We start from the raw sequence: 24,506 nt of genomic DNA, 5'->3' as shown, positions 1-24,506 counted from the left end.
CGCTGCCCGAGGCTTCGTTACATGGTTCACCGCTTCGTGATTGGGGGCGGACGCGTCGTTGCCTTCTCCCCTTGTGGGAGAAGGTGGATCGGCGCGAAGCGCCGAGACGGATGAGGGGTGTTCCAGCGGAGTGAGACGTTGGTTAATCTAACGTCATGCCACATCAGCCCGTCGCTCCTGCCAAACGAAACTTTGCCCGTTCGCTCCGACGTGAAATGACGGAGGCGGAAGACAAACTGTGGCACGAACTACGTGACCGCAGGCTCGATCGGATCAAATTTCGGCGCCAAGTTCCTGTTGGAAAATACGTCGCCGATTTCGCTTGTCTTGAATCACTCCTCATCATCGAGATCGATGGGAGTCAGCATGCGGACTCAGAGTCAGACCAGGCCCGTAGAACGGAACTGGAGGCGAGAGGCTTTCGTGTGTTGCGCTTTTGGAACGACGATGTCCTGAAAGACATGGACAGCGTCTGCACCACGATAATCGCTTATGTAAGGGATGTCAGTTTGCAGCCATGGCGGTGAAAGAACGCCGGCGTCAAGCTGGAACACCCCTCATCCGTCTCGGCGCTGCGCGCCGATCCACCTTCTCCCACAAGGGGAGAAGGCAAGGGCACCGCCACCCCGCTTGCCCCTGCAACCCGCCCCTGCTAAAGCGCGCGCCATGAGCACGCCTCTCGACCACATCCGCAATTTCTCCATCGTCGCCCATATCGACCATGGCAAATCCACGCTTGCCGACCGGCTGATCCAGTCGACCGGTGGGCTGGAGCTGCGCGACATGAAGGAGCAGGTGCTGGACTCGATGGATATCGAGCGCGAGCGCGGCATCACCATCAAGGCGCAGACGGTGCGGCTGAAATACCGCGCCAACAATGGCGAGGACTATATCCTCAACCTCATCGACACGCCCGGCCATGTCGACTTCGCCTATGAAGTGTCGCGGTCGCTCGCCGCCTGCGAAGGTTCGCTGCTGGTCGTCGACGCCTCGCAAGGCGTCGAGGCGCAGACGCTGGCCAATGTCTACCAGGCCATCGACAACAACCACGAGATCGTCGTGGTGCTGAACAAGGTCGACCTGCCGGCCGCCGAGCCCGAGCGCATCCGCGAGCAGGTCGAGGAGGTCATCGGCATCGACGCCTCCAACGCCGTGCTGATCTCGGCCAAGACCGGCCTCGGCATTCCCGATGTGCTCGAAGCCATCGTCCACCAGTTGCCCCCCCCGCGCGAAGGCGATGCGTCAGCACCCCTGAAGGCCATGCTGGTCGACAGCTGGTACGACGCCTATCTCGGCGTCATCGTCCTGGTGCGCATCATCGACGGCGTGCTGAAGAAGGGCGCGACCATCCGCATGATGGGTACCGGCGCAAAACATCTGGTCGAGCGCACCGGCGTGTTCACGCCCGCCCGCATCAATGTCGACGAGCTCGGCCCCGGCGAGTTCGGCTTCTTCACCGGCTCGATCAAGGAAGTGGCCGACACCCGCGTCGGCGACACCATCACCGAGGACAAGCGCCAGACCGCGCACGCGCTGCCCGGCTTCAAGCCGGCGCAGCCGGTGGTGTTTTGCGGCCTGTTCCCGGTCGACGCCGCCGATTTCGAGGATCTGCGCGCCGCCGTCGGCAAATTGCGCCTCAACGACGCCAGCTTCTCCTATGAAATGGAGACCAGTGCCGCGCTCGGCTTCGGCTATCGCTGCGGCTTCCTTGGCCTGCTGCATCTGGAAATCATCCAGGAGCGGCTGGAGCGCGAGTTCAACCTCGACCTGATCGCCACGGCGCCATCCGTCGTCTACCGGCTGCTCTTGACCGATGGCTCGATGAAGGAGCTGCACAACCCGGCCGACATGCCCGACGTGGTGAAGATCTCGGCGATCGAGGAGCCGTGGATCCGCGCCACCATCCTGACCCCCGACGACTATCTCGGCGGCATTTTAAAGCTCTGCCAGGACCGGCGCGGCATCCAGGCCGACCTGTCCTATGTCGGCAAGCGCGCCATGCTGATCTACGATCTACCGCTCAACGAAGTCGTCTTCGATTTCTATGACCGGCTGAAGTCGATCTCCAAGGGCTACGCCTCGTTCGACTACCACCTCACAGACTATAAGGAAGGCGATCTGGTGAAGATGTCGATCCTGGTCAATGAGGAGCCGGTCGACGCGCTGTCCATGCTGGTCCACCGCACGGCGGCGGAAAAGCGCGGCCGGCAGATGTGCGAGAAGCTGAAGGAGCTGATCCCGAACCACCTCTTCAAGATCCCGATCCAGGCCGCGATCGGCGGCAAGGTCATCGCCCGCGAAACCATCTCGGCGCTGCGCAAGGACGTGACCGCCAAGTGCTACGGCGGCGACGTGTCCCGCAAACGCAAGCTGCTGGACAAGCAGAAAGAGGGCAAGAAGCGGATGCGGCAGTTCGGCAAGGTCGATATCCCGCAGGAGGCGTTTATCCAGGCGCTGAAGATGGGGGATTGAGAGGCCGGTTGGCGCGCAGAGCGCGCCAAGTCATCGATCCGGTGGATCGATGACAGGCTTCGAAAGCGGGGGAGCTGCCGGAGGCAGCGGGCCCCCCGCCAGCGCGACACTGAAGCTGCGCGGTGGAGATACTTTCCGGGCAGCGGCGCGGTATGTCTTCCGGCGCTGCGACGATTCTTCTTTCGAAATTGCAGTAATTTCTCGATCCCATCGAAACGTGCGAATATCAACCGATGGGACGAACAGAGCGCGCTGCGCAAGCAATTTGGGTTGCGCTCTAGTTAGAGCATGCAGCAAACGGCCACCAACTCTCTTCCCATTCGCTGTAAATACTGTAATAAGCGAGTCAAGCACGTGTCGTGCTAGTTGAGCCGCGAAGCTTCACCATGCAGTTGATGTCGCAAGCATCGTCGCCCCTCGCAAACGCCGTCTCCCTAGGGAGACCCTGACTTAGCGCGGCCCAACCCCGCAAGGGTTTAAAAGATGGAAGATGCAATAAGACGTGCAATCGAATTTCAATCCAAGAAATTGCTAAAGAAAGAAGAGCGAAGCCGCTTTGCGGATAGGAAGTATCAGCGAAAACATAAGCTAAGAACTGGCACTCCTGGACAAACAGGGGTATACCGCGAGCCGCGAATCTGGGGCGTGGCTCCGCATTTCAATCCTAAATATTGCTTAGCTCATTCAAAATTTCTGGCTCGTGTTATCTGGCTGAAGATTCGAGAGCGGACATATCAGCCGCAACCAGCCGTCAGATACAAGATCGCTAAGGATTCTGGTGGCTTCCGCGAGATAATGGTTTTCGCCATCCCAGACGCAGCCATCGCGAACCTCTTCTACAGGAAACTTCGGGATAAAAACAGAAATCTATTTTCCCCGTTTAGCTATGCGTATATGAAAGACCGAGGTCTTTTCGATGCCGTTATTCAGCTGAACTCATATTTGACCGGGTCAACCAAATACATTATTCAATTCGACTTTGCAAAATATTTCGATAGTATCGATCATAAATATATTGAACACCTGTTCAGCGTTTTGAATTTTAACATTTCAGACACTGAAAAATACGTACTTAGAGCATTTTTGCAACATCCTATCCATGATGCGAAACACTACGCGGCTGGTCCGCCGGAGATTCGGCAGATAGGTGTCCCCCAAGGCTCCTCACTGTCTCTTTTTCTCGCGAATCTAGCAGGCCACGAGTTGGATCGGCGCCTTGAGGCGACCAACGGCCAATTTGTGAGATTTGCTGACGACATCGTTGCGGTTACTAACAACCACGATGACGCACTCAAAATTTTAAAGGCCTTTGAGGAACACTGTAGATATTCCGGCATCACAATTAATCACCAAAAGTCTCCAGGGATCTCGCTGATGTCGTCAGATATACGTTCGGAGCGCAGATCGTTTTTTGTGAACGACGGTGATGGCGATGACATTATGATCCTCAGCGATTTCGATTACATCGGGCACAAGTTTTCAAACAATAAGGTGGAAATCTCCACGAGAGGATTTAAAAGAACGAAATGGCGTATAAGCAAGATTTTATATATACATCTGTTGTACAGTTTGAAATCTCTCGGGACGATGGATGTATCGCGCGTCATAGGGAAACATTTCGACTGGGATTTGGTGACGTGTGTCAATGAAATACGCAAATTCATTTATGGGGGGATTACCCAAAGTGAGCTTGCCGGATTCCTTAGTGGCAATAGCAAATTGGGAAAGATGCGGGGGTTCATTGGCTTTTGTCCGCTTATGGATTCAATCGAGCGGTTCCAAGAACTTGATGGTTGGCTTGTTAATGTTATGAGAAGGGCTCTCGCTGAGAGATATCGGTTGGTTGACGCCTTACTGAAGAAGTCCGGTAAAAGTCCGCTTTCGAAGAAAGTCCCGAGTCAAGGGGCGTTGATCTCGGGCGATTGGTACGATGGCCCATCGAAGTTGGAGTTGGAACTCGGACTGCCTAGCTTTGTGATGGCTTGGAGGGCCGCGAGAAAGAAGTACAAGCAATATGGCTTGGATGATTTTGAAAGCCCGAGATACTACTCTCATGCATCGGACTTTCCTGCTGTCCTAGATCACTACGACGCCTGACGACAAAGGTCGTCGGCTGAGAGCGCGGTAGCCAACTGCACGCTCCGACACCACCCTCCGTTTGGGCTCACTTCGCCCTACGTCCGCATCAAGCATGACCTTCCAGATCGCCCGCGCTTTCGGCGACGCATTCGGCGTGTCGGCGATCTGACGCTTCTTGAGACAGGGCTTGGTAGTTCTACAGGCCCGATGATTGTCCGACGCTCTCCGCTTTGACGCTATCCTGCGCTCCTCGTTGGAGAAGCCACATTTTAAAACACCCCATCCCAGAGTATCTTTCTCGCCAGCTCGGGGGAAACATCACATGCGCACCACTCTCGACACCGTCGCCGCAATCGGTCTCGCCATCGGTGGCGCCTTCGGCCTCGCCGGCACCTTCGTCGCCAGCGCTCCACTGCGTGAAACACTATGGAGATCGACGGCGTGGCCGCTCGTAGTGGTGGCCGCGCTGCTGACCATCAATACCAAGGGCTGGGCAATGACTGCGTCGCGGCCGGATTCCTCCCCTTTCTTGCCGGCGAGAGCTTGCTCATGGCCGGCAATGCGGCGGGGCTGGAGGCCAGCGTGCCTTGCTATGTCGGCGGCATCTCGCTGTGAGCAGCGACGCTCGTCTTGATAGGCGCGTCGAACAACCTTTGCGCTGTGGATGCGGCTCACCGGCGCGCCATCCTGTTTGTCGTGACCGTGCCATGGTGCTGTGGGGCGCCGTTGCTGCCCACCTCGGCGCCGCTGCCCCGCCGCCGGCTATCCGTTCCCGGTTCTGACTTTTGCCGGCTGGATTTGGACGTTGCTGAAGACGCCGAGGTGATTGACGCGATCTGGCGGCTGGCGCCGCTGCGCTAATCTCCCCCCTTGAGGGGGAGATGTCGCCGAAGGCGACAGAGGGGGTCGCCTCGCGTGAAGTGCTAGCTTCGATCTGCGGCAACAAGGCAACAAGGTTGAGCCCGGTCGGACCGACCCCCTCTGGCCTGCCGGCCATCTCCCCCTCAAGGAGGGAGATTACCCGCTCGACCGCCTCGCGTCGCTTCTCCGCTCATGCTCTAGTTCCCCCTCTCCGATTCGGATACCCCATCATGCTCCGCCTCACCCTTGCCGCCCTCTTCGTCACCACCCCGGCGCATGCCGCCGATATGGCGTTATTCGTCAAGAACCTGCGCAGCCAGGCAGTCGCGGTGGAGCTGTTCAGCCGTGACCGCAAGATGTCGTGGCCGGGCGGCGACCAGGTGTTTTTGATCGAGCCCAGCTCGCAGAAATCGGTGCCGATCTCGTGCAATTCAGGCGAAAACATCTGCTACGGCGCCTGGGTGAATGGCAATGATGGGATTTCGGCGGGGGTCGGGCCGGATAATGACCAGCCATGCGATACGTGCTGTTTCATCTGCGTGGAGAAGACGACCGAGACGATCGATCTGGTTGAGTGAGGGGCGGGGCGCCGAAGCTGCTGATCTCCCCCCTCGTGGGGGAGATGTCCGGCAGGACAGAGGGGGGCGCGAAGGATCGCCAGCATATGGATCAGCAAGCCTAAAATTGAAATGACGCGGCTGCAGGAATGAGAGGTCGGCGGGACAGCGCCCCCCTCTGCCTTGCCAGGCATCTCCCCCACGAGGGGGGAGATCAGCAGCTCCACCAACCTCTCCCAATCCCCCCAAAATCAGTCAGCCGCTCCCCTTCAATGTCAGCCGCCGTCATGCAATGCTGGCCCCCTCGGCCGGGGGGCCGATTGCCTCGGGGGAAACGCCATGTCTTTCACTTGTCTGCGCCGCATCTTCGTCGCGCTCTCGCTTGCCGCGATGTTTGCGCCGGCAGCGCACGCCGCCGACATCACCTTCGCCGTCAAGAACAGCCATCCCAACGCCATGCGCCTCGAGCTCTACAGCCAGGACCGCGACTATGTCTGGCCGGGCAACGACAAGGATTTTTATCTCGACGATGGCGAGACCAAGCAGATCCCGGTGTCCTGCGACGAAGGCGAGTCCATCTGCTACGGCGCCTGGGTCGACGGCGACGAGGGAACCTATTGGGGCGTCGGCCCCAACAACAAGGAAAAATGCGAGGATTGCTGCTACACCTGCAATGGCGGCGAGACGGAAGAGATTGAACTGACGCCGTAGGAAGTACAGCCAATCTCCCCCCAAGTGGGGGAGATGTCCGGCAGGACAGAGGGGGGCGCCATAGAGCGCAAGCCTCGGCAACCACCGAGCATCGTAATGCCGCACACGCCTCTACCGCCTCGACATCGCGCAAACGCCAGATCGATGCGCAAAGTCCTGACGCCAGCCGAACTCAAGTTCTGGAAGGAACTTCGTGCCCACCGGCTGATGGGGCTTGGCTTCCGGTGACAATTTCCGATTGCCGCCTACATCGTCGATTTCGCTTGCCCGGAGAAGAAGCTGGTCATCGAAGTCGATGGCTCCCAGCATGCGGACGCCGGCGCGGCTGCCGGTGATGAAACGCGGACATCGCCTCGAACAAGATGGCTGGACCGTCCTGCGGTTCTGGAATGACGACGTCATCCGCGACGTCGACAATGTCTGCCAGCATATTGTGATTGCGGCTGGGCTTGGAGGCGCATCCTGAACGGTGCTGGGCTTTAGGGCAGGGAAAGGTCGGCGGGACAGCGCCCCCCTCTGGCCTGCCGGCCATCTCCCCCACGAGGGGGGAGATCGGGTTTCCCCGCGGCTTTCGCCAATTAGCCCAGCAATGCCCTCTGCCGCTTCGGCCCGCCCGCCTTGCGCCAGGAATTGAACCGGTGCGTTGCGGCGGCAAACGAGATCTTCATCTGCTGGGCGACCGAATAGCGCGACTTGCCTTCGTCGAACAGGCGGTAGCAGCATTCGACGCCCTCCTCGGTCAGCTTGCCGTCGGGCGCCTTGTTGTGCGGATTGGCGGGATCGAATTTTTCGACCTGCTGTTCGACCAGGCCTTTCAGCCGTTGCAAATCGGCCTCGATGCTGGCGATCAGATCGAGGACGGGTTTCGGATCGAAGTGGTCGTGCGGCTTTGCCGTCATCTTGCTCATGCCTTTCGCTTGCGTGTCGCGACAATATAGGTGAACATTTGCCGATAATGAAGGGCGCGTTGCAATCCGGCGCTTCAACATTTCTTGACTGGTGATTGACCGCAGAGACTGCAGCGCCTAGTTTAGAATTGTTCTAAACTGGGGTGAATTTCTCATGCTTTCCCGTGTCTTCGGTTTCGGCCGCCGTCCTTTCGAAACGCTGTCGGAACAGGAGATCCTAGCCCTGGCAATTTCGTCCGAAGAGGATGACGGGCGCATCTACCGCGCCTATGCCGACGGGCTGGCTGACAGTTTTCCGCAATCGGCGAAAGTGTTCGAGGCGATGGCGGAGGAGGAGGATGGCCATCGCGATTCCCTGATCGAGCTTTACCGCAAGCGTTTCGGCGAGCGCATTCCGCTGCTGCGCCGCGAGCACGTGAAAGGCTATTACGAGCGCAAGCCCGACTGGCTGGTGCGGCCGCTCGGCATCGAGCATGTGCGGCGCCAAGCCGAAGAGATGGAGCGGCAGGCCTATCGCTTCTATGTCGAGGCGGCCAAGCGCACCGGCGATGTCTCGACGCGGAAACTACTCGGCGACCTGGCCGCGGCCGAGCAAAGCCATGAGAATTCAGCGCATCGGCTGGAACAGAAACTCGTGCCGGGCGAGGTGAAGGACGAGGAAGCCAGCGCCGAGCAGCGCCAGTTCATCCTGACCTATGTGCAGCCGGGACTGGCCGGGCTGATGGACGGCTCGGTGTCGACACTGGCGCCGATCTTTGCCGCGGCGTTTGCCACCCACGACACCTGGCAGACGCTGCTGGTCGGCCTCGCCGCCTCGATCGGCGCCGGCATTTCGATGGGCTTTACCGAAGTCGCTTCGGACGACGGCAAGCTGTCGGGGCGTGGCTCGCCGATCAAGCGCGGACTGACCGTCGGCATCATGACGACGCTGGGTGGGCTGGGCCACGCGCTGCCTTACATCATCCCGCATTTCTGGACGGCGACGGCGGTGGCGGCCGTCGTGGTGTTCTTCGAATTGTGGGCGATCGCCTTCGTGCAGAACCGCTACATGCAAACCCCGTTTCTGCGCGCGGCGTTTCAGGTGGTGCTGGGTGGGGCGCTGGTGTTTGCGGCCGGGGTGCTGATCGGGAATGCGTGAGCGCCAAGCGCCCCCTCACCCAGCCTCCGCTTCGCTCGGCTGACCTCTCCCCGAGGGGAGAGGAGATTTTCGAAGCCTGCGCCAGTCTCTTCTCCCCAGCGGGGAGAAGGTGGCCGCGAAGCGGCCGGATGAGGAGGCCTGGCGCGACGCCGATACCTAGTCACCCATTCACCGCCCTGCTGTCCGCCGGCGCTTCATCCCGCTCCGTCAGCCCATAGTCCCGCAGCACATGCGCAATGCGCAGCCGGTAGCCGGCAAAGATTCCGCCACGGCCGGCCTTTTGCGCCTGCCGGTGCTCTTCCGTGTTGCGCCAGGCTTTCACCGCTTCCTCGTCGCGCCAGAAGGACAGCGACAGCACCCGGTTGGGATCGCCCAGGCTCTGAAAGCGCTCGATCGAGATGAAACCGTCTATGCCGTCGAGCAGCGGCCGCAGTTCCGCAGCGATGCCGAGATAGGCATCGCGCTTTCCCTCACCCGGTTGCACCTCGAAGATGACAGCGATCATATCTCCTCCTTGACCGCGGTCTGGAACAGCTGCCGCGGTCCATGCGGCCCCGACACCAGCTTCAGGAAGATGCGGTCCTCTTTCAAGATGAACTTTTCGCGGCGGGCGAATTCGTAATTGGCCTTGCCCGCCGGATCCGCGGCGAGACGGGCGCGATATGCTTCGTAGGCGGCGAGGCTGTCGATGCTGTAGGCGGCGTAGGCGGTGGTGGCCGAGCCCTCATGCGGGGCGTAGTAGCCGATCAGATCGGCGCCGCAGCGCGGGATCGCCTGGCCCCAGGCCTTGGCATATTGCTCGAAGGCCGGCTTGCCGAACGGGTCGATCTCATAGCGGATGAAGCAGGTGATGGTCATCGTGATCTCCTTGGGTTTCGCATCGATAGTTCGAGCGGCGTCGAAACGTTGTGCCGCAGGGTCTGCTAAGCAAAAGCGCTGGCGGTCAGGCCTGCCAGAAGGATTTTGCGCATTCGCGGCGCACATCCTCACGGGTCAGGTCGAGATCGCGCAGCAGATGGTCGTCGACCTCCGCGAGGTCTAGCCGCTGCAGATGGCGGTCGTACCAGCGGGCGAGAAGCCGCCGTTGCAGCCAGGTGACGAACGGGAACGGCCGGCGGCTGGCGAGTGGGGCGGAAGCGGTTGGCATCGGCGTTCTCCTTGATCCCGCCCGACAATAATGCTTATCTGACGAGAATGCTTCGATGGAGGCCTAACTATGCGTGAAGGACCCGACATTGCCCGCATCGCCAGCCTGGTCGGCGATCCGGCGCGGGCAAACATGCTGAATGCGCTGATGGGCGGCACGGCTTTGACGGCGAGCGAACTGGCGCTGGAGGCCGGCGTCTCGCTGCCGACGGCGTCCTCGCATCTGTCGAAACTGATGGAGGGCGGGCTTTTAACTTTGGCCAGCCAGGGACGGCATCGCTATTACGGCCTCGCCGGGCCGCAGGTTGCCGGCATGATCGAGGCGATCACCGGGGTGGCCGAAGCGGTCGGCCCCAAGCGGGTGCGGCCCGGCCCGCGCGACGGCGCCATGCGCGTGGCCCGCGTCTGCTACGACCACCTCGCCGGCGAGCAGGCGGTGGCGATGCTGGACCGGTTCGTCGCGCGCGGCATCCTGTTGCGCGACGACAATGAGATCAGGCTCGGGGAGACCAGGCCGGGGGAGATCCGGCTGGGGCCGTCGGCCGCATCGCATTTTTCCGCCATCGGCGTCGATGTCGGCGCCAAGGCGCGCCGGCCGGTCTGCCGCGCCTGCCTCGACTGGAGCGTGCGCCGCTCGCATCTTGCGGGAACGCTGGGCGCGGCTATTCTGGACAAGATCCTGGCGGAGAAATGGGCAAGACGGGAGAAGGACAGCCGCGCGGTGGTGTTTTCACCGCCGGGGAAGCAGGCGTTCGAGCGGGTGTTTTTGGCCTAGAGGTTCGGCGGCGCTAATTGGGCGACGCTGGCGGGACAGCACCCCCCTCTGGCCTGCCGGACATCTCCCCCTCAAGGGGGGAGATTAGGCGCTCAACAGCTTTCGCCAATCTCCAACGTTGCAACAATGAACGAAACCTCGAAGCTGCCCAATCTCCCCCCTTGCGGGGGAGATGTCCGGCAGGACTGAGGGGGGTGGGAAGGATCGCTACGTTTGCGAATGTGCCGATGGCTCACCCCCGCTTCAACACCTTCCCCTGCTTGAAGAAATCCGCCCACGGATCGGCCTGCGCTAGTTCCTTCAGCGTCGTCTTGCCCCCGATCGGGAAGGAATTCGGCGCCAACCCTTTTTCAACCTCCGCCCAGGTCACCGGGATCGACACCGTCGCGCCCTTCTTGGCGCGGGAAGAGTAGGGCGCGACCGTGGTCGAGCCCCTGCCATTGCGCAGATAGTCGACGAAGATTTTTCCGGTGCGCGCCTTTTTCGACAGCGTCGCCGTGTAGCGGTCGGGCGCGGCCTGCTCCAGCGCCTTGGCGAAATCATGGGAGAAGGTTTTGACTTCCTCCCAATCCGCCGAGGGTTTCAGCGGCACCAGCACGTGATAGCCTTTGCCGCCTGACGGCTTGACGAAGTTCGGCAGCGACAGATCGTCGAGCTTGCCTCTGATGTCGAGTGCGGCCTCGCGCACCGCCTTGACGTCGACGCCTTCATCGGGATCGAGATCGAAGATGATCTGATCCGGCTTTTCCAGCTCCTCGATCTTGCAGCCCCAGATGTGGACCTCGACCACGCCATACTGGACCAAGGCGGCAAGGCCGTCGAAATCGCGGATGAACAGGATTTCCTCGCCATCGGTTGGATCCTTCATCCGGGCGATCTTGTCGCTCATGCCGGCCGAAGCATGTTTCTGGAAGAAGCGCGGACCGCCGATGCCATCCGGCGCCCGGACCAGGCTGAGCGGCCGATTGACGACGAACTGCTCCATGCGCGGCCAGACCAGCGCGTAGTGCTCAAGCAAAGCCTGCTTGGATATTTTTTCCTCGGGCCACAGCAGCTTGTCGGGATGGGATAGTTTTACGCTGGTCGTGATCGTCGCGGGCGCCTTAGCCCCGGCGGCCTTGCCGGTGCCGCCTGCCGCCGGCTTTGCCTTGTTCGCCGCCTTCGATGGCTTTTCCTGCACGACTTCCTCCGCCGGCTTGTCCTCGCGCAGTCCCTGGAACGACGCGTGGCGTATTATACGGTCCGAGGTCCAGCTGCGGAACTCCACTTCGCCGACAAGTTCGGGCCTGACCCAGACCAGGCCCTTGCCCTTTGGCACCGCAGCGGCAAACGGCGAGGCGTCTGCCTTCAGCGCATCGAGTTTTTTCTTCAAATCGGTGGCGCTCCTGGCTGTGAAGCCCGTGCCGACGCGGCCGGCATAGTGGAGCTTGCCGCCCTCGTGGTAGCCGACCAGCAGCGAACGCAGGCCGCGGCCGCTCTTGTCCGAGGGCAGATACCCGCCGATGACGAATTCCTGGCGGGCCGTGCATTTCGACTTCACCCAGCTTGGGCCACGGCCGCTGCGGTAGGGCGCATCGGCGCGCTTGGAGACGATGCCTTCAAGGCCCATGCGGCAGGCGTGCTGCAGCATGATCTTGCCCGGTTCCGCGAAATGGTCGCTGAAGCGAACAGCGGCATTTTCGGCCGTCTCGCCGAGCAGCTCCTGCAGCGCCTGCTTGCGCTCGACCAGCGGCTCGCGGCGCAAATCCTTACCGTCAAGCCGCATCAGGTCGAACACATAGTAGGTGAAGCGGTTGGTTCGATTGGCGGAGAGATCCTGCTGCAGCAGCGAGAAGGACGAAACGCCGCTGTCGGCGAGCACAACGATCTCGCCATCGATGATGGCGTCGCTGCATTTCAGCTGGGCCAGTTCCGCGACGATCTCGGGGCCGAATTTCTCCGTCCAGTCGAGGCCGGTGCGGGTCAGCAGCCGCACCTCCGTGCCGGCGATCTGCGCCTGCATGCGGTACCCGTCGAACTTCACCTCATGCAGCCAGTCCTCGCCGGGCGGCGCCTCGCGCTCCAGCGTCGCCAGCTGCGGCTCGACGAAGTCGAGGCGCTTGCCGGCTTTCGCCTTGCTGGATGCCGCAGGCTTGTTGGAGTGCCAGACCTTCGGCTTCTTGCCGTCGGCGGTCTTGCCTTCCGCGACCTCTTCGATGGTCAGGCCGGACTTCACCGATTTCGGTGCGTCCTTCAGGATATCGTCGCCGGGGCGGGCGGCGGCATCGTCGGATTTGATCAGCAGCCAGTTGTCGCGCTTTTCGCCCGGGCGGGGTCTTAATCTGACCAGATGCCACCGCCCATTCAGCTTCTGGCCGTTGAGTTCGAAGTCGATATGGCCCTTCTTCATCGCCTTGGCCGGGTCGATCTCTGGCGTCCATGTGCCTTCGTCCCAGACGATGACGGTGCCGCCGCCATACTCGCCCTTGGGAATGGTGCCCTCGAAGCCGGCATAGTCGATCGGGTGGTCCTCGACATGCACGGCCAGCCGCTTTTCGTGCGGGTCGAGGCTCGGGCCCCTCGTCACCGCCCAGCTCCACAACACGCCGTCATGCTCGAGGCGGAAATCATAGTGCAGCCTGGTCGCATCGTGCTTCTGGACGACGAAGATGCCGCCGGGCTGCTTGCCGCGCGCGACCTTGCCCGCCGGCTCGGCCGTCTTCTTGAAATCGCGCTTGGACTGATATTGTTCGAGGTTGGCCACGGCGCCGACCCTCAAGCCGACTTGCGCTTGGGCGCAGAAGCTTTCACCTTGCCGCTTTTTGCCGCCGGCTTGGCCTTCTTCGCCGGGCCTTCCGCCTGGCCGCCATCGGACAGGCTCTTCTTCAGCGCGTCGAACAGATTGACGACATTGGACGGCTTGGGCGCGGCCTGCGCTTTCGGCGCCTTCTTGCCGGCCTTCTTGGCGCGGATCAGTTCGAGCAGCGCGTCCTCATACTTGTCCTCGAATGTCGACGGATCGAACTTCCCCTTCTTCTTGTCGATGATGCGTTCGGCCATATCGGTCATCTCCTGGTCGGTCTTCACCGCCTTGATGTCGCCGAAGATGCTCTCCGGCTCCCGCACCGTGTTGCCGTAGCGCAAGGTGGTCAGCACCATGCCTTTGCCGCGCGGCTCGATGACCACGGGCCGCTCGCGGCTATAGAGCACGACGCGCGCCAGCCCGGCCATCTTCTTGTCCGCCATGGCATCGCGAATGACGGCAAAGGCCTCCTCCGACACCTTGTCGGCGGGCGTGACATAATAGGGCGTGTCGAGATAGATCTGCTCTATCGAGGCTTTGTCGACGAAGCCGTCCAGCGCCATCGTGTGCGAGGACTCGATCTGCACCGCTTCGATCTCTTCGTCCTCGATATGGACGAACTCACCGGGGCTCACCTCATAGCCCCTGATCTCGTCGCCATCGCCCAGCGGCTTGCCGGTTTCAGAATCGACATAGATGCGCTTGACCGTGTTGCCGGTCTTGCGGTTGAGCACCCGGAACGAAACTTTTTCGGCGTGGGTGACGACGTTGGTCAGTTCGACAGCGCAGGTGACCAGCGACAGTTTCAGATAGCCCTTCCAGGCGGGGCGAGGTGCCATGGCGAACTCCTGCGCGATGCGGTTCAAGCGAGAACGGGCAAGGCCCGTTCCGGTTCCGGGCGCGCAGCCAGGGGCATTTCGGCAGCGAGCATGGAAATTTCGAGAGGCTCGCCAAATCTGAAACAGAACCGCGCTCAAGCGACATCCATACGAAACATATGTGATGCAAAAGTCACAATGCCGGAAATGGCGACGAACCACACCGAAAGACCCCCAAAACAGCCGCATTCCGGCCACGAAGCATGGGGTTTTCGACCAAAGATTAACATCGTGTTCACCGACTATTCACGCCTCGACGCTATGATCCCCGCAATCGGACGGGACATCCGAAAATCGGGACAGGGACTTGAGTAAAATGAAATTCTGGGGCCACATCGCCGGCTATGCCGCCGCCATCCGTGAGTTCATCGCGCCGACCTATCGGCCGGAGCGCTACTACATGCGCGGCCCGGGTCCGGCCTGCGCCCGTCGCGGCAGCTCGCTCGGCGCGCATTGATCATGACATTCGAAACGCGTCACGACAGCCGGATCTGCAGACCGGAGGCCGATCCCCGCGCAACCACCTATCGCGCCGAGCGCCCCGCGCTGGCCGCGAGAAGCCGTGCGACAACGCCGCGGCTTTGATCCCGCTGCCGGCGGGCTTAGTGTCTGAAGACACAAGCTGCCGGACGTCCCGTGACTTCTTCTCCTGAACCCTTCGATGCCAGCCAGCCATTGATCGTTTTCGACGGCGTCTGCGTGCTGTGCTCGGGCTTCGTACGCACGGTGGTCGGGCTCGACCGCAAAAACCGCTTCCGCTTCGCCACGGCGCAGTCGCCCTTCGGCGAGGCGCTGTTCCAGAGATACGGGCTGCGCACCGACAGCTACGAGACCAATCTGGTCCTTGTCGGCGGCGCTCCCTTCATGCGGCTGGACAGTTTCATCGCGGTGATGGCCGAACTCGGCTGGCCGTGGCGGGCGGCGAAGGCCCTGCTGCTCATCCCGCGCCCCTTGCGTGACTGGCTCTACGAACGCATCGCCAAAAACCGCTACGCCATGTTCGGCCGCAAGGACAGTTGCGAGATCCTGTCCGCCGCGATACGTGCGCGCGTGATCGGCTAATCGCCTGTCACCCAAAAGTGACCTCGGTTCCGGGAAAACGACATACGCAAAAAGAGCGGCGCCATGAGGCTTCTGGTCGTTGGCGGCTATGGCATTTCGGCGGCCGCATCGTGCAATTGCTGGAGAGCGAGCCACGCCTGATCCTGCTCGTCGCCGGGCGCTCACTGGCCAAAGCCGAGGCCTGGTGCAAAACCCGCACCGGCGCGGCGCCGCCGCTCGTGCCGACGCGCTTCGATCGCAACGGCGACGTCGCGCAAGGCCGGCCTGTTCGTTCGCGCCTCAGTCCGGCAGCGCCGCGACGGCGACGATCTCGATGACGATGTCTGCCTGGGCAAGCGCTGCGACGCCGATTACCTCCGAAGGCGGCGGATTGTTGTCGCTGCAATGCTTCGGACAATGCTCGGCGAAAAACGCGTCCAGCACGTCGAGACGAAAATTAGGCGAGCTGAGGACGCCGCCGTCGGGAAATGGCCCTTTGACGAAAAAGGTCAGCCTGATGAGATGGTCGAGCCCGCTGCCAAGTTCTTCCAGATCCGATTTGATGTTGCCGAGAACTTCCCGCCACTGCGCCGCGGCATCGCCGGCGAAGCCGCCACCCTTCTTGCCGGCCGGATCGTAGTCAGCCGATGTCGCGGTGTTGCCGCAGAGATAGACGGTGCCTTTCGCACCGCTGACGACCGTGCCTTTGCCCCATGGCATCAACCGGCCGTTCTTGAATTTCTTGTGGGTCACGAGTTCCATTCTCTTCTCCCACGCCTCGTGTGACGTGCCCGCCAACGACAGAGGATAGTGCTGTGCGGAGCCACGGCCAGTCCGCTGCCGGTCATCCGCCAGCAGACGAAGGAACATCTGGTCCTTGCGAAATCTCCTGGCGGAGGCGAAAGTTTTTTCTGAAGCCTGTCGAAATCGGCCGCCGCCGCGCGACATACGTCTGGCCCCGCTAGGACGCGGCCTTCGAAACCACGGGAGAAGACCCATGCGATACATGCTTTTGATCAACAGCGACGAAGCCGCGCAGGCGAACACGCCAATCGAGAAGGCTCAGCAGATGAGCGCAGCATATGCCGCCTATACCGAAGCGTTGAAGAAATCCGGCGCATGGCTCGCCGGCGAACGGTTGCGCCCGACCCAGGCGACCACCTCGGTGCGGATCACAGACGGCAAGACCAACGTGATCGACGGCCCCTATGCCGACACCAAGGAGCAGCTTGCCGGCTTCTACATGATCGAGGCGGCCGATATCGATACCGCCATCGACTGGGCGGCGCGCTGTCCGGCGGCGAGCGCCGGCACGGTCGAGTTGCGGCCGATCTGGGAAATGGCCGACTACATGCCCAAGAAATGAAACCGTGATGGACAATCGCCCGGAGATCGCGCGGGCGGCGGCCGAAGCGGCCGCCCGGCAGAGTTACGGCAAGCTGGTCGCCTACCTTGCTGCGCGCACCCGCGACGTAGCCGGCACCGAGGACGCGCTGGCCGAGGCCTTTGCCGCGGCCCTTGAGCGCTGGCCACAGACCGGCGTGCCCGAGAAGCCGGAAGCATGGCTGCTGGCCGTGGCGCGCCGGCGGCGCGTCGACGCGGTGCGCCGTCGGCTGACCAGCGAGGCGAGCCGCGACCATCTCAAGCTGATGGCCGAGGAGATGGAGGCGAGCATGGAAGACGAAGACCTTCCCGACGAACGTCTCAGGCTGATGTTTGCCTGTGCGCATCCGGCGATCGAAGCCAGCGTGCGGGCGCCGCTGATCCTGCAGACGGTTCTGGGTTTCGACGCGGCGACGATCGCCTCGGCCTTCCTGGTTTCGCCGGCGACGATGGGCCAGCGTCTGGTGCGCGCCAAGAGCCGCATCCGCGAGATCGGCATTCCGTTCCGCGTGCCGGATCGCGCCGAACTCGGCGAGCGGCTGGGAACGGTGCTGGAAGCGATCTACGCGGCTTTCGCCGAAGGCTGGACCGACCCGGCAGGGACCGAGACGAGAGCGCGCAATCTGGCGACCGAAGGCATCTGGCTCGGGCGGCTGGTGGCATCGCTGATGCCGGACGAACCGGAAGCGCTCGGCCTGCTGGCGCTGATGCTGTTTGCCGAGGCGCGCCGCCCGGCGCGGCGCGATGCGGCTGGAGATTATGTGCCGCTCGCCGAACAGGATTGCCGTCTTTGGGATCACGCGCTGATCGACGAAGCCGAGGCGCTGCTGGGCCACGCCGCCACCATGGGCGTCATCGGCCGCTACCAGCTCGAAGCGGCGGTACAATCGGTGCATGCGACGCGGCGACGGACCGGCCAAACCGATTGGGCGGCGATCCGTAACTTCTACGATGCGCTGTCGGCGATATCAGGTTCGCCGGTGATTTCGATCAACCGCGCCGTGGCGATTGCCGAGGGCGAAGGGGCGGCGGCAGGACTGGCGGCGCTCTACGTGCTGGGCGACGACAAGCGGCTCAACGACTACCAGCCCTACTGGGCCGCCCGCGCCGGCCTGCTGGCCAGGCTCGGCAATGCGGCGCAAGCGGTCGTGGCCTATGACCGGGCGATCGGCCTTGAACGCGACCCGGCCGTGCGCCGCTTCCTGCAGGCGAAACGGGCGATCCTGCGAAATTGAAGCGTTCGTTCAGGCCGGCCACATTTCATGTGTGGTGTTGAGCCGTTTCATCAGCGGATGCGCGCGCAGCGCCGACCATAAGCGTTCGATGTTCGGCCAGTCGGCTCGCGCCTTGTCCATATCGGGGTGCCAGGCCACCAGCATGACGAGGTAGATGTCGGCCAGCGACATCGCGTCGCCGACCAGCCAGCCGCGCCCCTCGAGGGCTGCATCGACAATGGCGAAGCCGCGGTCCATCTCGGCAATGGCTGCCTGCTTGACGGCTTTCTTGCCGTCGGCATCGGCGGTGTAGCGATGGGCATAGTAGAGGCGCAGGATGGCGGGGTAGAGCACCGATGACATGAACGCCATCCAGCGCAGGAAACCGGCGCGATCCGGCGATCCGGCGGCCGGCGCCAGACCCGCCTCCGGATGGCGCTCGGCAAGCAGGATGCAGATCGCCGCCGATTCGGTTATCGATTGACCGTTGGGCAAGGTCAGCACCGGAACCTGGTTCAACCGGCTGATGTCGAGGAAAGCCGGGTCCGGCGGATCCTTCTTGGGCACATCGATCTGGTCGAATTGCGCGTTTGCCAGCGCCAATGCGGCCTCGACGACAAAACCGCCGCTGCCTGGGCGCGTGTAAAGCTTGTACATGTGATTCTCCCCCTGCCCGCGCGAAGCAGGCCGGGGCGATTTGACCCTGAAGCCGCCTCCCGCTCAAGCCGGTGGCGGACGCCACGGCCGGGTTTTCTGCGGTCCAGCCATGAGACTTCCGATGTCGGAGGGACAGCACCCCCGATGCCCGGCAGGGCAGAGGGGGGTGCGAAGGATCGCCGCCTATCCAGTTAAGACGTTAAGCCCCCAGCCCGTCGAACAGGATCGTCGACAGATAGCGCTCGGCGAAGGACGGGATGATCACCACCAGGTTCTTGCCCTTGTTCTCCGGCCGCGACCCGACGGCGATGGCGGCCTGCAGGGCAGCGCCCGACGAGATGCCGACCGGCACGCCTTCAAGGCGGGCGACGAGGCGGGCGTTGGCGACCGAATCCTCGTTGGAGACCTTGACGATCTCGTCATAGATCGAGGTGTCGAGGATCTTGGGCGCAAAGCCGGCGCCGATGCCTTGGATCTTGTGCGGGCCGGGCTGGCCGCCCGACAGCACCGGCGAGGCCTCCGGCTCGACGGCGACGACATGCACCGAGGGCTTGCGTTGCTTCAGCACCTGGCCGACGCCGGTGATCGTGCCGCCGGTACCGATGCCGGCGACGAAGATGTCGACCCCGCCATCGGTGTCGTTCCAGATCTCCTCGGCGGTGGTGCGGCGGTGGATCTCCGGGTTGGCCGGGTTTTCGAACTGCTGCGGGATGACGGCGTCAGGCAGGGTGGCGGCCAGTTCGTCAGCCTTGGCGATGGCGCCCTTCATGCCTTTCGGCCCTTCCGTCAGCACCAGTTCGGCGCCGAGCAGCGCCAGCATCTTGCGGCGCTCCACCGACATGGTTTCGGGCATGGTCAGGATCAGCTTGTAGCCCTTGGCGGCGGCGGCGAAGGCGAGCGCGATGCCGGTATTCCCCGAGGTCGGCTCGATCAGCGTCGTCTTGCCGGGTTTGATCCGGCCCGACGCTTCCAGCGCCTCGATCATGGAAACGCCGATGCGGTCCTTGACCGAGGCGATCGGATTGAAGAATTCGAGCTTGGCAAGAAGGTTGGCAACGACGCCCTTCTCCTTGGCGAACTTGTCGAGCCGCACCAGCGGCGTGTCGCCGATCGTCTCGGTGATCGAGTTGTAGACACGGCCGCGGCCGGGCACGCGCGCGGAAGGCTTGTTCATTGGTTTCGCTCCCAAATCAGATCAGGCAATTGGCGTCGGCGGACAGAATAAGGCTTTCGTCCGCGCAAGATAGGCTGCCGGCCGAAAATATCGAGTGGGCCGCTTGCTGAAAACGCTTGCCTTCCGAAGCCGCATTTCCGGATGGACCGATCGGCGGAATGAATTGCCTGAACCGATCTACTGACGTGCGGCAATGGCTGCGGCCGCGCCCACCATGAAGCCGGCGGCGGTGCGGTTCAGCGCCTTCAGCGCGCGCGGCGATTTCAGGAACCAGCGCGCCTTGGCGGCCAGCGCCAGATAGGGCACAAGCACCACGAAGAGCACGATAACGGTGAGCGCGACCAGGATGCCGTAGTCGGCGAGCGTGATGGTCTTCAGGTCGACGATGGTTGGCGTGATGGCGAGGTAGAAGATCATCGTCTTCGGGTTGCCCAGCGTGACGGTGAGGCCGGCAAGGAAGCTCGATACCAGGCCGCCCTTGCCTTTCCTGGCCTCGACAGTCTCGGGCGTGATCCCGGCCGTCCAGAAACGCCAGCCGAGGAAGGCGAGATAGGCGACGCCCAGCCATTTGATGGCGAGAAACACCATGCCGAAGATTTGCGCGACAAAGGCAAGGCCGAGCACCACCGCGGTGAGATAAATGAGGTCGCCGAGCATCAGGCCGAACGACATCGCCAGCGACGAGCGGAAGCCGGATCCGAGCGCCCGCGCCACAAGCGCGGTGACGCCGGGGCCGGGAATGGCGGCGGCGATGCCCAGCGCAGCACTATAGGCAAGGAAGCCGGTGAGGGTCATGACGGTCGCACCTCCTGAGCCGCTCTGATGCCATGAAAGCCTGCAACGGCAAAACGGATTCGATTGCGCCAAGCAGGACATGAAAGCCGGTCATCCTCGCCTGAAAGCGAGAGATGGTTCACTTACGCCCCGAAGGCGGTCGGCTATCTCGCATGGCTCCGAACGGCAGGAGCACCCATGTTAGCCAAAAGACTTCACATCCAGCTCATGAAGTGGATGCCCAACAACTATTCCGAAGCACGCGGTCACGTCCACGAGCTGGAATGGTATCTGTGGTTCGAGGGGCGTCAGGCTTTCAGCCTGTTCGACAAGGGCGATAGCGATGTCGTTCCGCAGACTGGATATTTTACCGACAGCCGGAACCCTGGCGCCTACCCCGTTCGTCCGATGATCTATCCGCTGGTAGTCAACAACCGGTTCAAGGTGCGACTGGTGGCGATGGAGCGTGACGGACCGCAAAAGATAGACCCCGACGACACCGCCAAAGGCGAATTCTACATCGACCTCGACACCAAATATCCGCCGGTCTCCGACTGGCGCATCATCGCTGCCGATCCGCGCAGTACCGACCTCAACGTGGAAGCGTCGTTCCAGCTGCAATGGCTGGACTATGTCGATACCGCCGAGATTGCCGAGGATGGCCCGCCACGCATCATCGACAAGTCCAACTATCCCTATCCGTGGGGCGCCAATGTGATGGTGTTCGAGCACTGGCTCGGGCTTGGCCGCAAGGCGCCGCTCAAACTCATCGACCCGAACCGCGCATCGCGCCGCGAATACTGGATGATCAATGGCAATGCGGCCCGGCGCATGGTGCAGGACCTCTATCGCTTCAACGTCAACCAGCTTGGCGTCGCCAACGACACCATCAGCAGTGTTTACGTGCCGAAGCTCAATGCCGGCCACGTCACGGTGACGCTTTACGAACACGATTTCAGCGACGGCCGCTTCGCGCAAGGGGCGAAGAAGTCCTTCGGCTCGGTCGGCCTCTTCAATCTCAGGGATACCGGTTTCGATGACCGCGTCTCATCGGCCGAGGTGATCCATACCTATCCCAAGGTGATCCATCGGGACGTGCATTAGGGCCGGATTGCGCTGTTCGCCGGCTCAGGATGGGCCATCGACATGGGTGATGCGCCAGATGGTGCCGTTGCCATCCTCGGTTACGATAAGCGCGCCGTCCTTGGCCACCGCGACGCCGACCGGCCGGCCCCAGACGGCGTCGTCGGAGAGGACGAAGCCGGTGATGAAATCCTGGTACTCGCTGGTCGGCTTGCCGTCGCTGAATCTCAGCCGCACCACCTTGTAGCCGGTCCTCATACCACGGTTCCAGGAGCCGTGCAGGGCGACGAAAGCATCGCCCTTGTACTCGGCCGTAAAATTGTCGCCGTCATAGAAGGCGATGTTGAGCGGCGCCGAATGCGCCTGCATCAGCACGTCGGGCACGGCGACCGAGCCGGCGAGGTCTGGGCGCGCGCCCTCGTGACGCGGGTCCTCGTTGGCGCCGATATAATACCAGGGCCAGCCATAGAAGGCGCCGTCCTTGACTGAGGTGGCATATTCGAACGGCACATCGTCGCCGAGACCGTCGCGCTCGTTGACGACACACCACAGCGCGCCGGTGGCCGGTTGCACGGTCATGCCCGAACAATTGCGCAGGCCAGTAGCGAGGATGCGGCCATTCTTGCCGTCGGGGCCGAAGGCCAGCACGTCGGCACGGCCATCCTCGGAACCCCAGGTGGCGCCGAGTGGCTGTGATTTTGCCCAGGCGTCAAGGCCGCCCTTCGGTGCCTTCTGCATGCCCTCCGCGACGTTCGATCCGGAGCCGACCGAGAGATACAGCGTCTTCCCGTCCGGCGAGAAGGCGATATCGCGGGTCCAGTGGCCGCCGGTAGGGATGTCGGAGACAATCGTCTCCGGTTCGCCGGAGGCTTTAAGGTCGCCGTCGCGATAGGCGTAGCGGACCACGCTGTCGTTGTTCGCGACGTAGACCCATTGCGGCTTGTCGCCAGGCGGGTAGAAGGCGATGCCATAGGGCTGGTTGAGATTGTCGGCAAAAATGCCCTCTTCGGCCGGCTTCGCGCTACCCTTGGCCAGCCGATAGACGCGGATCTGGTTGGCGTCACTGTCGGCGACGAACAGGTCGCCGTTCGGCGCCACGCGCACGACCCGCGGATTGGAAATGCCGGAAGCAACCAGTTCGGCCGAAAACCCAGGCAGCAGGACGGGCTTCGCGCCCTCGGGTCGATCGCCAAGGCCGGCGCTGTTGGAGGCGGATTCGGTGATGTTGGGTCTTTTCAGATCATCCGGCCTAATCAGCCGGCGCACACCTGGCTTGTCGGCCTTCCAGTCGCCGAAAGCGTCCTTGCCGGTCAGCAGCAGTTGATCAGCCTGCTGGGCGAAGGCGCTGGTGGCCAGAAGCAGGGCAAGGCCTGCGAAGCCGGCAATCCGGATCATGCTGTTCTCCTCGAACTCGCGCCGGTCGGCGCGTCACGACAAGGGAGATATTGTGCGGCCGCCGCAAAAGAGAAGCGTGCGCGCGCAGATTCGACGAGAGAACCGCTCAACTTTCCTCTTCGACGTCCAGATCGTCGTCGAGACGCTTTTCCAATGCGACGAGATCTTCCGGCAGCGGCAAGCCCATGGCGCGCATTTCGCGCAGTTTTTCGCGCAGCTGCTCCTGGATTTCGTGCTCGTCCTCCGGCTGGTTGACCATTTCTTCGAGCAGCATGCTGATCTGGGCCTTGAACGATTCAAGCGCCATTCTGCGCCCTCCTTTACGGTGATCCCGGCTTCGGAATTATCTTAACATCCGGGTAATCAATTGCGCCGTGTAGTCGACCATAGGCACGATGCGGGCATAATTCAGCCTGGTCGGGCCGATGACGCCGAGCGCGCCGACGACGCGGGCGTCCTTGTCGCGGTAAGGCGCCACGACCAGCGACGAGCCGGAGAGCGAGAACAGCTTGTTTTCCGAGCCGATGAAGATCCGCACGCCGGGGCCGTCCTCGGCGAGGTCGAGCAGCTGGATCAGCCCGTCCTGCGTCTCCAGATCCTCGAACAGGTGGCGCAGCAATTCGATATCGGCCTGGGCGGTGACGTTTTCGAGCAAATTGGCGCGGCCGCGCACGATAAGGCGCGCCGGCAGGCCGCTATCGGCGCCGGCCCACACCGCCAGGCCTTTCTCGACCAGGTCCTGCGACAGCGTGTCCAGCGCTGCCCGGGTCTCATCCTTGATACGGGCGATCTCGATGCGCGCCTCGGCGAGCGTGCGGCCCCTGATATGGGCGTTGAGGAAGTTGGAGGCCTCGTGCAGCTGCGAGACGGTGATGCCGGCCGGCAGGTCGACGACGCGGTTCTCGACATCGCCATTCTGCGACACCATCACCGCCAGCGCCTTGGTCGGCTCGAGCTGGATGAACTCGATGTGCTTCAGCGCCACTTCGTTCTTGGTGGCGAGCACCAGGCCGGCGCCGCGCGACATGCCCGACAGCATCTGGCTGGCCTCGGTCAGCATGTGTTCCAGCGTCGCGCCCGAGCCGGAGGCGCGCACCTGCGCCTCGATGACGCGGCGTTCCTCGTCGGAGAGATCGCCAAGCTCCATGAAGGCATCGACGAAGAAGCGCAGGCCGGTCTGCGTCGGCAGGCGCCCGGCCGAGATGTGCGGGGCATAGATCAGGCCGAGATGCTCGAGGTCGCTCATCACGTTGCGGATGGTGGCCGGCGACAGCGACGACGGCAGGATGCGCGACAGGCTGCGCGATCCCACAGGCTCACCGTCCTTCAGATAGGACTCGACAATGCGCCGAAAGATGTCGCGCGAACGCATGTCGAGCGACTGCAGCGCGGGCGCCAGCAAACTGGGTTCGGTGACTGCCTTGGTCATTCGAGCCAAAAACCTCCGGCTCAAGGATATAGACTTCCATCGCCCCCGC

26 protein-coding genes and 1 pseudogene are annotated in these 24,506 nt (G+C 62.4%); 14 read left to right on the top strand and 13 right to left on the bottom strand.

All coding sequences use genetic code 11. The annotated features are described in order from the left end of the window. Positions 1-155 precede the first annotated feature (155 nt). From NKJ18_RS14010 to NKJ18_RS13980, 7 genes and pseudogenes are all read left to right on the top strand, one after another. Complete coding sequence (locus NKJ18_RS14010; protein ID WP_023681256.1) at positions 156-527, top strand: endonuclease domain-containing protein; 372 nt, start codon at positions 156-158, stop codon at positions 525-527. 139 nt (positions 528-666) lie between these two features. After that, a complete protein-coding gene (gene lepA, locus NKJ18_RS14005; RefSeq protein ID WP_023687530.1) occupies positions 667-2,472 on the top strand; it encodes a translation elongation factor 4 in 1,806 nt (601 codons plus the stop codon). Positions 2,473-2,955: 483 nt separating this feature from the next. Further along, positions 2,956-4,569: a reverse transcriptase domain-containing protein gene (locus NKJ18_RS14000; protein WP_352758457.1), complete on the top strand. Its 1,614-nt coding sequence runs from the start codon at positions 2,956-2,958 to the stop codon at positions 4,567-4,569. Between the two features lie 408 nt (positions 4,570-4,977). Then, positions 4,978-5,166, top strand: a complete 189-nt coding sequence (locus tag NKJ18_RS13995) for a hypothetical protein (RefSeq protein WP_352758456.1) — start codon at positions 4,978-4,980, stop codon at positions 5,164-5,166. A 476-nt stretch (positions 5,167-5,642) separates the two neighbouring features. Then, the gene (locus tag NKJ18_RS13990) at positions 5,643-5,990 is read left to right on the top strand and encodes a hypothetical protein (protein WP_352758455.1); all 348 of its coding nucleotides are present in this window, start codon (positions 5,643-5,645) and stop codon (positions 5,988-5,990) included. A 318-nt stretch (positions 5,991-6,308) separates the two neighbouring features. Continuing rightward, positions 6,309-6,680 (top strand): hypothetical protein, encoded by a 372-nt coding sequence (locus NKJ18_RS13985; RefSeq protein WP_352758453.1) that lies wholly within the window; start codon positions 6,309-6,311, stop codon positions 6,678-6,680. Between the two features lie 96 nt (positions 6,681-6,776). Further along, positions 6,777-7,146, top strand: a pseudogene (locus tag NKJ18_RS13980) (endonuclease domain-containing protein). A gap of 112 nt (positions 7,147-7,258) precedes the next feature. Here the strand turns inward: NKJ18_RS13980 and NKJ18_RS13975 are convergent. Then, complete coding sequence (locus NKJ18_RS13975) at positions 7,259-7,579, bottom strand: hypothetical protein (RefSeq protein ID WP_023681249.1); 321 nt, start codon at positions 7,577-7,579, stop codon at positions 7,259-7,261. A 163-nt stretch (positions 7,580-7,742) separates the two neighbouring features. Between NKJ18_RS13975 and mbfA the strand changes: the two genes are divergently transcribed. Further along, positions 7,743-8,726: an iron exporter MbfA gene (gene mbfA, locus NKJ18_RS13970; protein WP_352758451.1), complete on the top strand. Its 984-nt coding sequence runs from the start codon at positions 7,743-7,745 to the stop codon at positions 8,724-8,726. 160 nt (positions 8,727-8,886) lie between these two features. Here the strand turns inward: mbfA and NKJ18_RS13965 are convergent, their stop codons facing one another. The 3 genes from NKJ18_RS13965 to NKJ18_RS13955 form a co-directional block, all read right to left on the bottom strand. Beyond that, positions 8,887-9,231: an antibiotic biosynthesis monooxygenase family protein gene (locus tag NKJ18_RS13965; RefSeq protein WP_352758449.1), complete on the bottom strand. Its 345-nt coding sequence runs from the start codon at positions 9,229-9,231 to the stop codon at positions 8,887-8,889. After that, a complete protein-coding gene (locus tag NKJ18_RS13960; protein WP_023692959.1) occupies positions 9,228-9,584 on the bottom strand; it encodes an NIPSNAP family protein in 357 nt (118 codons plus the stop codon). The genes NKJ18_RS13965 and NKJ18_RS13960 overlap by 4 nt, the downstream gene beginning before the upstream one ends. A gap of 85 nt (positions 9,585-9,669) precedes the next feature. Beyond that, positions 9,670-9,873 (bottom strand): hypothetical protein, encoded by a 204-nt coding sequence (locus NKJ18_RS13955; RefSeq protein WP_352758447.1) that lies wholly within the window; start codon positions 9,871-9,873, stop codon positions 9,670-9,672. 69 nt (positions 9,874-9,942) lie between these two features. Between NKJ18_RS13955 and NKJ18_RS13950 the strand changes: the two genes are divergently transcribed. After that, complete coding sequence (locus NKJ18_RS13950) at positions 9,943-10,647, top strand: ArsR/SmtB family transcription factor (RefSeq protein WP_352758446.1); 705 nt, start codon at positions 9,943-9,945, stop codon at positions 10,645-10,647. A 232-nt stretch (positions 10,648-10,879) separates the two neighbouring features. Here the strand turns inward: NKJ18_RS13950 and ligD are convergent, their stop codons facing one another. Together ligD and ku are read right to left on the bottom strand one after the other, a co-directional pair. Next, positions 10,880-13,390, bottom strand: coding sequence for a DNA ligase D (gene ligD / locus NKJ18_RS13945; RefSeq protein WP_352758444.1), 2,511 nt, complete (start codon positions 13,388-13,390; stop codon positions 10,880-10,882). An 11-nt stretch (positions 13,391-13,401) separates the two neighbouring features. Next, a complete protein-coding gene (gene ku / locus NKJ18_RS13940) occupies positions 13,402-14,268 on the bottom strand; it encodes a non-homologous end joining protein Ku (RefSeq protein WP_352758442.1) in 867 nt (288 codons plus the stop codon). Between the two features lie 346 nt (positions 14,269-14,614). Between ku and NKJ18_RS13935 the strand changes: the two genes are divergently transcribed. Both NKJ18_RS13935 and NKJ18_RS13930 read left to right on the top strand, forming a co-directional pair. Further along, positions 14,615-14,764, top strand: a complete 150-nt coding sequence (locus NKJ18_RS13935) for a hypothetical protein (protein WP_196813601.1) — start codon at positions 14,615-14,617, stop codon at positions 14,762-14,764. Between the two features lie 179 nt (positions 14,765-14,943). Further along, complete coding sequence (locus NKJ18_RS13930; protein ID WP_031199395.1) at positions 14,944-15,369, top strand: thiol-disulfide oxidoreductase DCC family protein; 426 nt, start codon at positions 14,944-14,946, stop codon at positions 15,367-15,369. Positions 15,370-15,648: 279 nt separating this feature from the next. Here the strand turns inward: NKJ18_RS13930 and NKJ18_RS13925 are convergent, their stop codons facing one another. Next, positions 15,649-16,110 carry a RidA family protein gene (locus NKJ18_RS13925; protein ID WP_023687546.1) on the bottom strand — a complete coding sequence of 154 codons (462 nt, stop codon included), beginning with the start codon at positions 16,108-16,110 and terminating at the stop codon, positions 15,649-15,651. Positions 16,111-16,345: 235 nt separating this feature from the next. On the opposite strand from NKJ18_RS13925, the gene NKJ18_RS13920 reads away from it, so the two are divergent. Both NKJ18_RS13920 and NKJ18_RS13915 read left to right on the top strand, forming a co-directional pair. Beyond that, a complete protein-coding gene (locus NKJ18_RS13920) occupies positions 16,346-16,714 on the top strand; it encodes a YciI family protein (protein ID WP_023681239.1) in 369 nt (122 codons plus the stop codon). Between the two features lie 7 nt (positions 16,715-16,721). Beyond that, a complete protein-coding gene (locus NKJ18_RS13915) occupies positions 16,722-17,966 on the top strand; it encodes an RNA polymerase sigma factor (protein ID WP_352500166.1) in 1,245 nt (414 codons plus the stop codon). Between the two features lie 9 nt (positions 17,967-17,975). Here the strand turns inward: NKJ18_RS13915 and NKJ18_RS13910 are convergent, their stop codons facing one another. The 3 genes from NKJ18_RS13910 to NKJ18_RS13900 all read right to left on the bottom strand — a co-directional run bounded on the left by NKJ18_RS13910 (position 17,976) and on the right by NKJ18_RS13900 (position 20,571). After that, on the bottom strand, positions 17,976-18,602 hold the full coding sequence (locus tag NKJ18_RS13910; RefSeq protein WP_352758439.1) for a glutathione S-transferase family protein: 627 nt from the start codon (positions 18,600-18,602) through the stop codon (positions 17,976-17,978). 199 nt (positions 18,603-18,801) lie between these two features. Beyond that, positions 18,802-19,776 (bottom strand): cysteine synthase A, encoded by a 975-nt coding sequence (cysK, locus tag NKJ18_RS13905; protein ID WP_023672045.1) that lies wholly within the window; start codon positions 19,774-19,776, stop codon positions 18,802-18,804. Positions 19,777-19,953: 177 nt separating this feature from the next. Next, positions 19,954-20,571, bottom strand: coding sequence for a LysE family translocator (locus NKJ18_RS13900; RefSeq protein ID WP_352758438.1), 618 nt, complete (start codon positions 20,569-20,571; stop codon positions 19,954-19,956). Between the two features lie 177 nt (positions 20,572-20,748). On the opposite strand from NKJ18_RS13900, the gene NKJ18_RS13895 reads away from it, so the two are divergent. Beyond that, positions 20,749-21,654: a hypothetical protein gene (locus tag NKJ18_RS13895; protein ID WP_352758437.1), complete on the top strand. Its 906-nt coding sequence runs from the start codon at positions 20,749-20,751 to the stop codon at positions 21,652-21,654. Between the two features lie 24 nt (positions 21,655-21,678). On the opposite strand, the gene NKJ18_RS13890 is transcribed toward NKJ18_RS13895, so the two are convergent. The 3 genes from NKJ18_RS13890 to hrcA all read right to left on the bottom strand — a co-directional run bounded on the left by NKJ18_RS13890 (position 21,679) and on the right by hrcA (position 24,457). Further along, the gene (locus tag NKJ18_RS13890; protein ID WP_352758435.1) at positions 21,679-23,028 is read right to left on the bottom strand and encodes a PQQ-dependent sugar dehydrogenase; all 1,350 of its coding nucleotides are present in this window, start codon (positions 23,026-23,028) and stop codon (positions 21,679-21,681) included. 106 nt (positions 23,029-23,134) lie between these two features. Then, positions 23,135-23,335 carry a hypothetical protein gene (locus NKJ18_RS13885; protein WP_023672050.1) on the bottom strand — a complete coding sequence of 67 codons (201 nt, stop codon included), beginning with the start codon at positions 23,333-23,335 and terminating at the stop codon, positions 23,135-23,137. A gap of 36 nt (positions 23,336-23,371) precedes the next feature. Next, complete coding sequence (gene hrcA, locus NKJ18_RS13880) at positions 23,372-24,457, bottom strand: heat-inducible transcriptional repressor HrcA (RefSeq protein WP_023681233.1); 1,086 nt, start codon at positions 24,455-24,457, stop codon at positions 23,372-23,374. Positions 24,458-24,506 lie beyond the last annotated feature (49 nt).

Origin of the sequence: Mesorhizobium sp. M0217 (genome assembly GCF_040321955.1) — a bacterium.
Classification (GTDB): Bacteria; Pseudomonadota; Alphaproteobacteria; order Rhizobiales; family Rhizobiaceae; genus Mesorhizobium.
The sequence above is the reverse complement of the archived record's forward strand: the minus strand, read 5'-3'. Positions and strand labels throughout refer to the sequence as shown.

Bases quoted from the DNA above. Each gene is read 5' to 3' on its own strand.
- NKJ18_RS13915 (WP_352500166.1), top strand. From the start codon at position 16,722: ATGGACAATCGCCCGGAGATCGCGCGGGCGGCGGCCGAAGCGGCCGCC.
- NKJ18_RS13995 (WP_352758456.1), top strand. From the start codon at position 4,978: ATGGAGATCGACGGCGTGGCCGCTCGTAGTGGTGGCCGCGCTGCTGAC.
- lepA (WP_023687530.1), top strand. From the start codon at position 667: ATGAGCACGCCTCTCGACCACATCCGCAATTTCTCCATCGTCGCCCAT.
- NKJ18_RS14000 (WP_352758457.1), top strand. From the start codon at position 2,956: ATGGAAGATGCAATAAGACGTGCAATCGAATTTCAATCCAAGAAATTG.
- ku (WP_352758442.1), bottom strand. From the start codon at position 14,268: ATGGCACCTCGCCCCGCCTGGAAGGGCTATCTGAAACTGTCGCTGGTC.
- NKJ18_RS14010 (WP_023681256.1), top strand. From the start codon at position 156: ATGCCACATCAGCCCGTCGCTCCTGCCAAACGAAACTTTGCCCGTTCG.
- NKJ18_RS13890 (WP_352758435.1), bottom strand. From the start codon at position 23,028: ATGATCCGGATTGCCGGCTTCGCAGGCCTTGCCCTGCTTCTGGCCACC.
- NKJ18_RS13975 (WP_023681249.1), bottom strand. From the start codon at position 7,579: ATGACGGCAAAGCCGCACGACCACTTCGATCCGAAACCCGTCCTCGAT.
- NKJ18_RS13965 (WP_352758449.1), bottom strand. From the start codon at position 9,231: ATGATCGCTGTCATCTTCGAGGTGCAACCGGGTGAGGGAAAGCGCGAT.
- NKJ18_RS13960 (WP_023692959.1), bottom strand. From the start codon at position 9,584: ATGACCATCACCTGCTTCATCCGCTATGAGATCGACCCGTTCGGCAAG.
- NKJ18_RS13925 (WP_023687546.1), bottom strand. From the start codon at position 16,110: ATGGAACTCGTGACCCACAAGAAATTCAAGAACGGCCGGTTGATGCCA.
- NKJ18_RS13885 (WP_023672050.1), bottom strand. From the start codon at position 23,335: ATGGCGCTTGAATCGTTCAAGGCCCAGATCAGCATGCTGCTCGAAGAA.
- hrcA (WP_023681233.1), bottom strand. From the start codon at position 24,457: ATGACCAAGGCAGTCACCGAACCCAGTTTGCTGGCGCCCGCGCTGCAG.
- NKJ18_RS13895 (WP_352758437.1), top strand. From the start codon at position 20,749: ATGTTAGCCAAAAGACTTCACATCCAGCTCATGAAGTGGATGCCCAAC.
- NKJ18_RS13900 (WP_352758438.1), bottom strand. From the start codon at position 20,571: ATGACCCTCACCGGCTTCCTTGCCTATAGTGCTGCGCTGGGCATCGCC.
- NKJ18_RS13985 (WP_352758453.1), top strand. From the start codon at position 6,309: ATGTCTTTCACTTGTCTGCGCCGCATCTTCGTCGCGCTCTCGCTTGCC.
- NKJ18_RS13955 (WP_352758447.1), bottom strand. From the start codon at position 9,873: ATGCCAACCGCTTCCGCCCCACTCGCCAGCCGCCGGCCGTTCCCGTTC.
- NKJ18_RS13920 (WP_023681239.1), top strand. From the start codon at position 16,346: ATGCGATACATGCTTTTGATCAACAGCGACGAAGCCGCGCAGGCGAAC.
- NKJ18_RS13990 (WP_352758455.1), top strand. From the start codon at position 5,643: ATGCTCCGCCTCACCCTTGCCGCCCTCTTCGTCACCACCCCGGCGCAT.
- cysK (WP_023672045.1), bottom strand. From the start codon at position 19,776: ATGAACAAGCCTTCCGCGCGCGTGCCCGGCCGCGGCCGTGTCTACAAC.
- mbfA (WP_352758451.1), top strand. From the start codon at position 7,743: ATGCTTTCCCGTGTCTTCGGTTTCGGCCGCCGTCCTTTCGAAACGCTG.
- NKJ18_RS13910 (WP_352758439.1), bottom strand. From the start codon at position 18,602: ATGTACAAGCTTTACACGCGCCCAGGCAGCGGCGGTTTTGTCGTCGAG.
- NKJ18_RS13950 (WP_352758446.1), top strand. From the start codon at position 9,943: ATGCGTGAAGGACCCGACATTGCCCGCATCGCCAGCCTGGTCGGCGAT.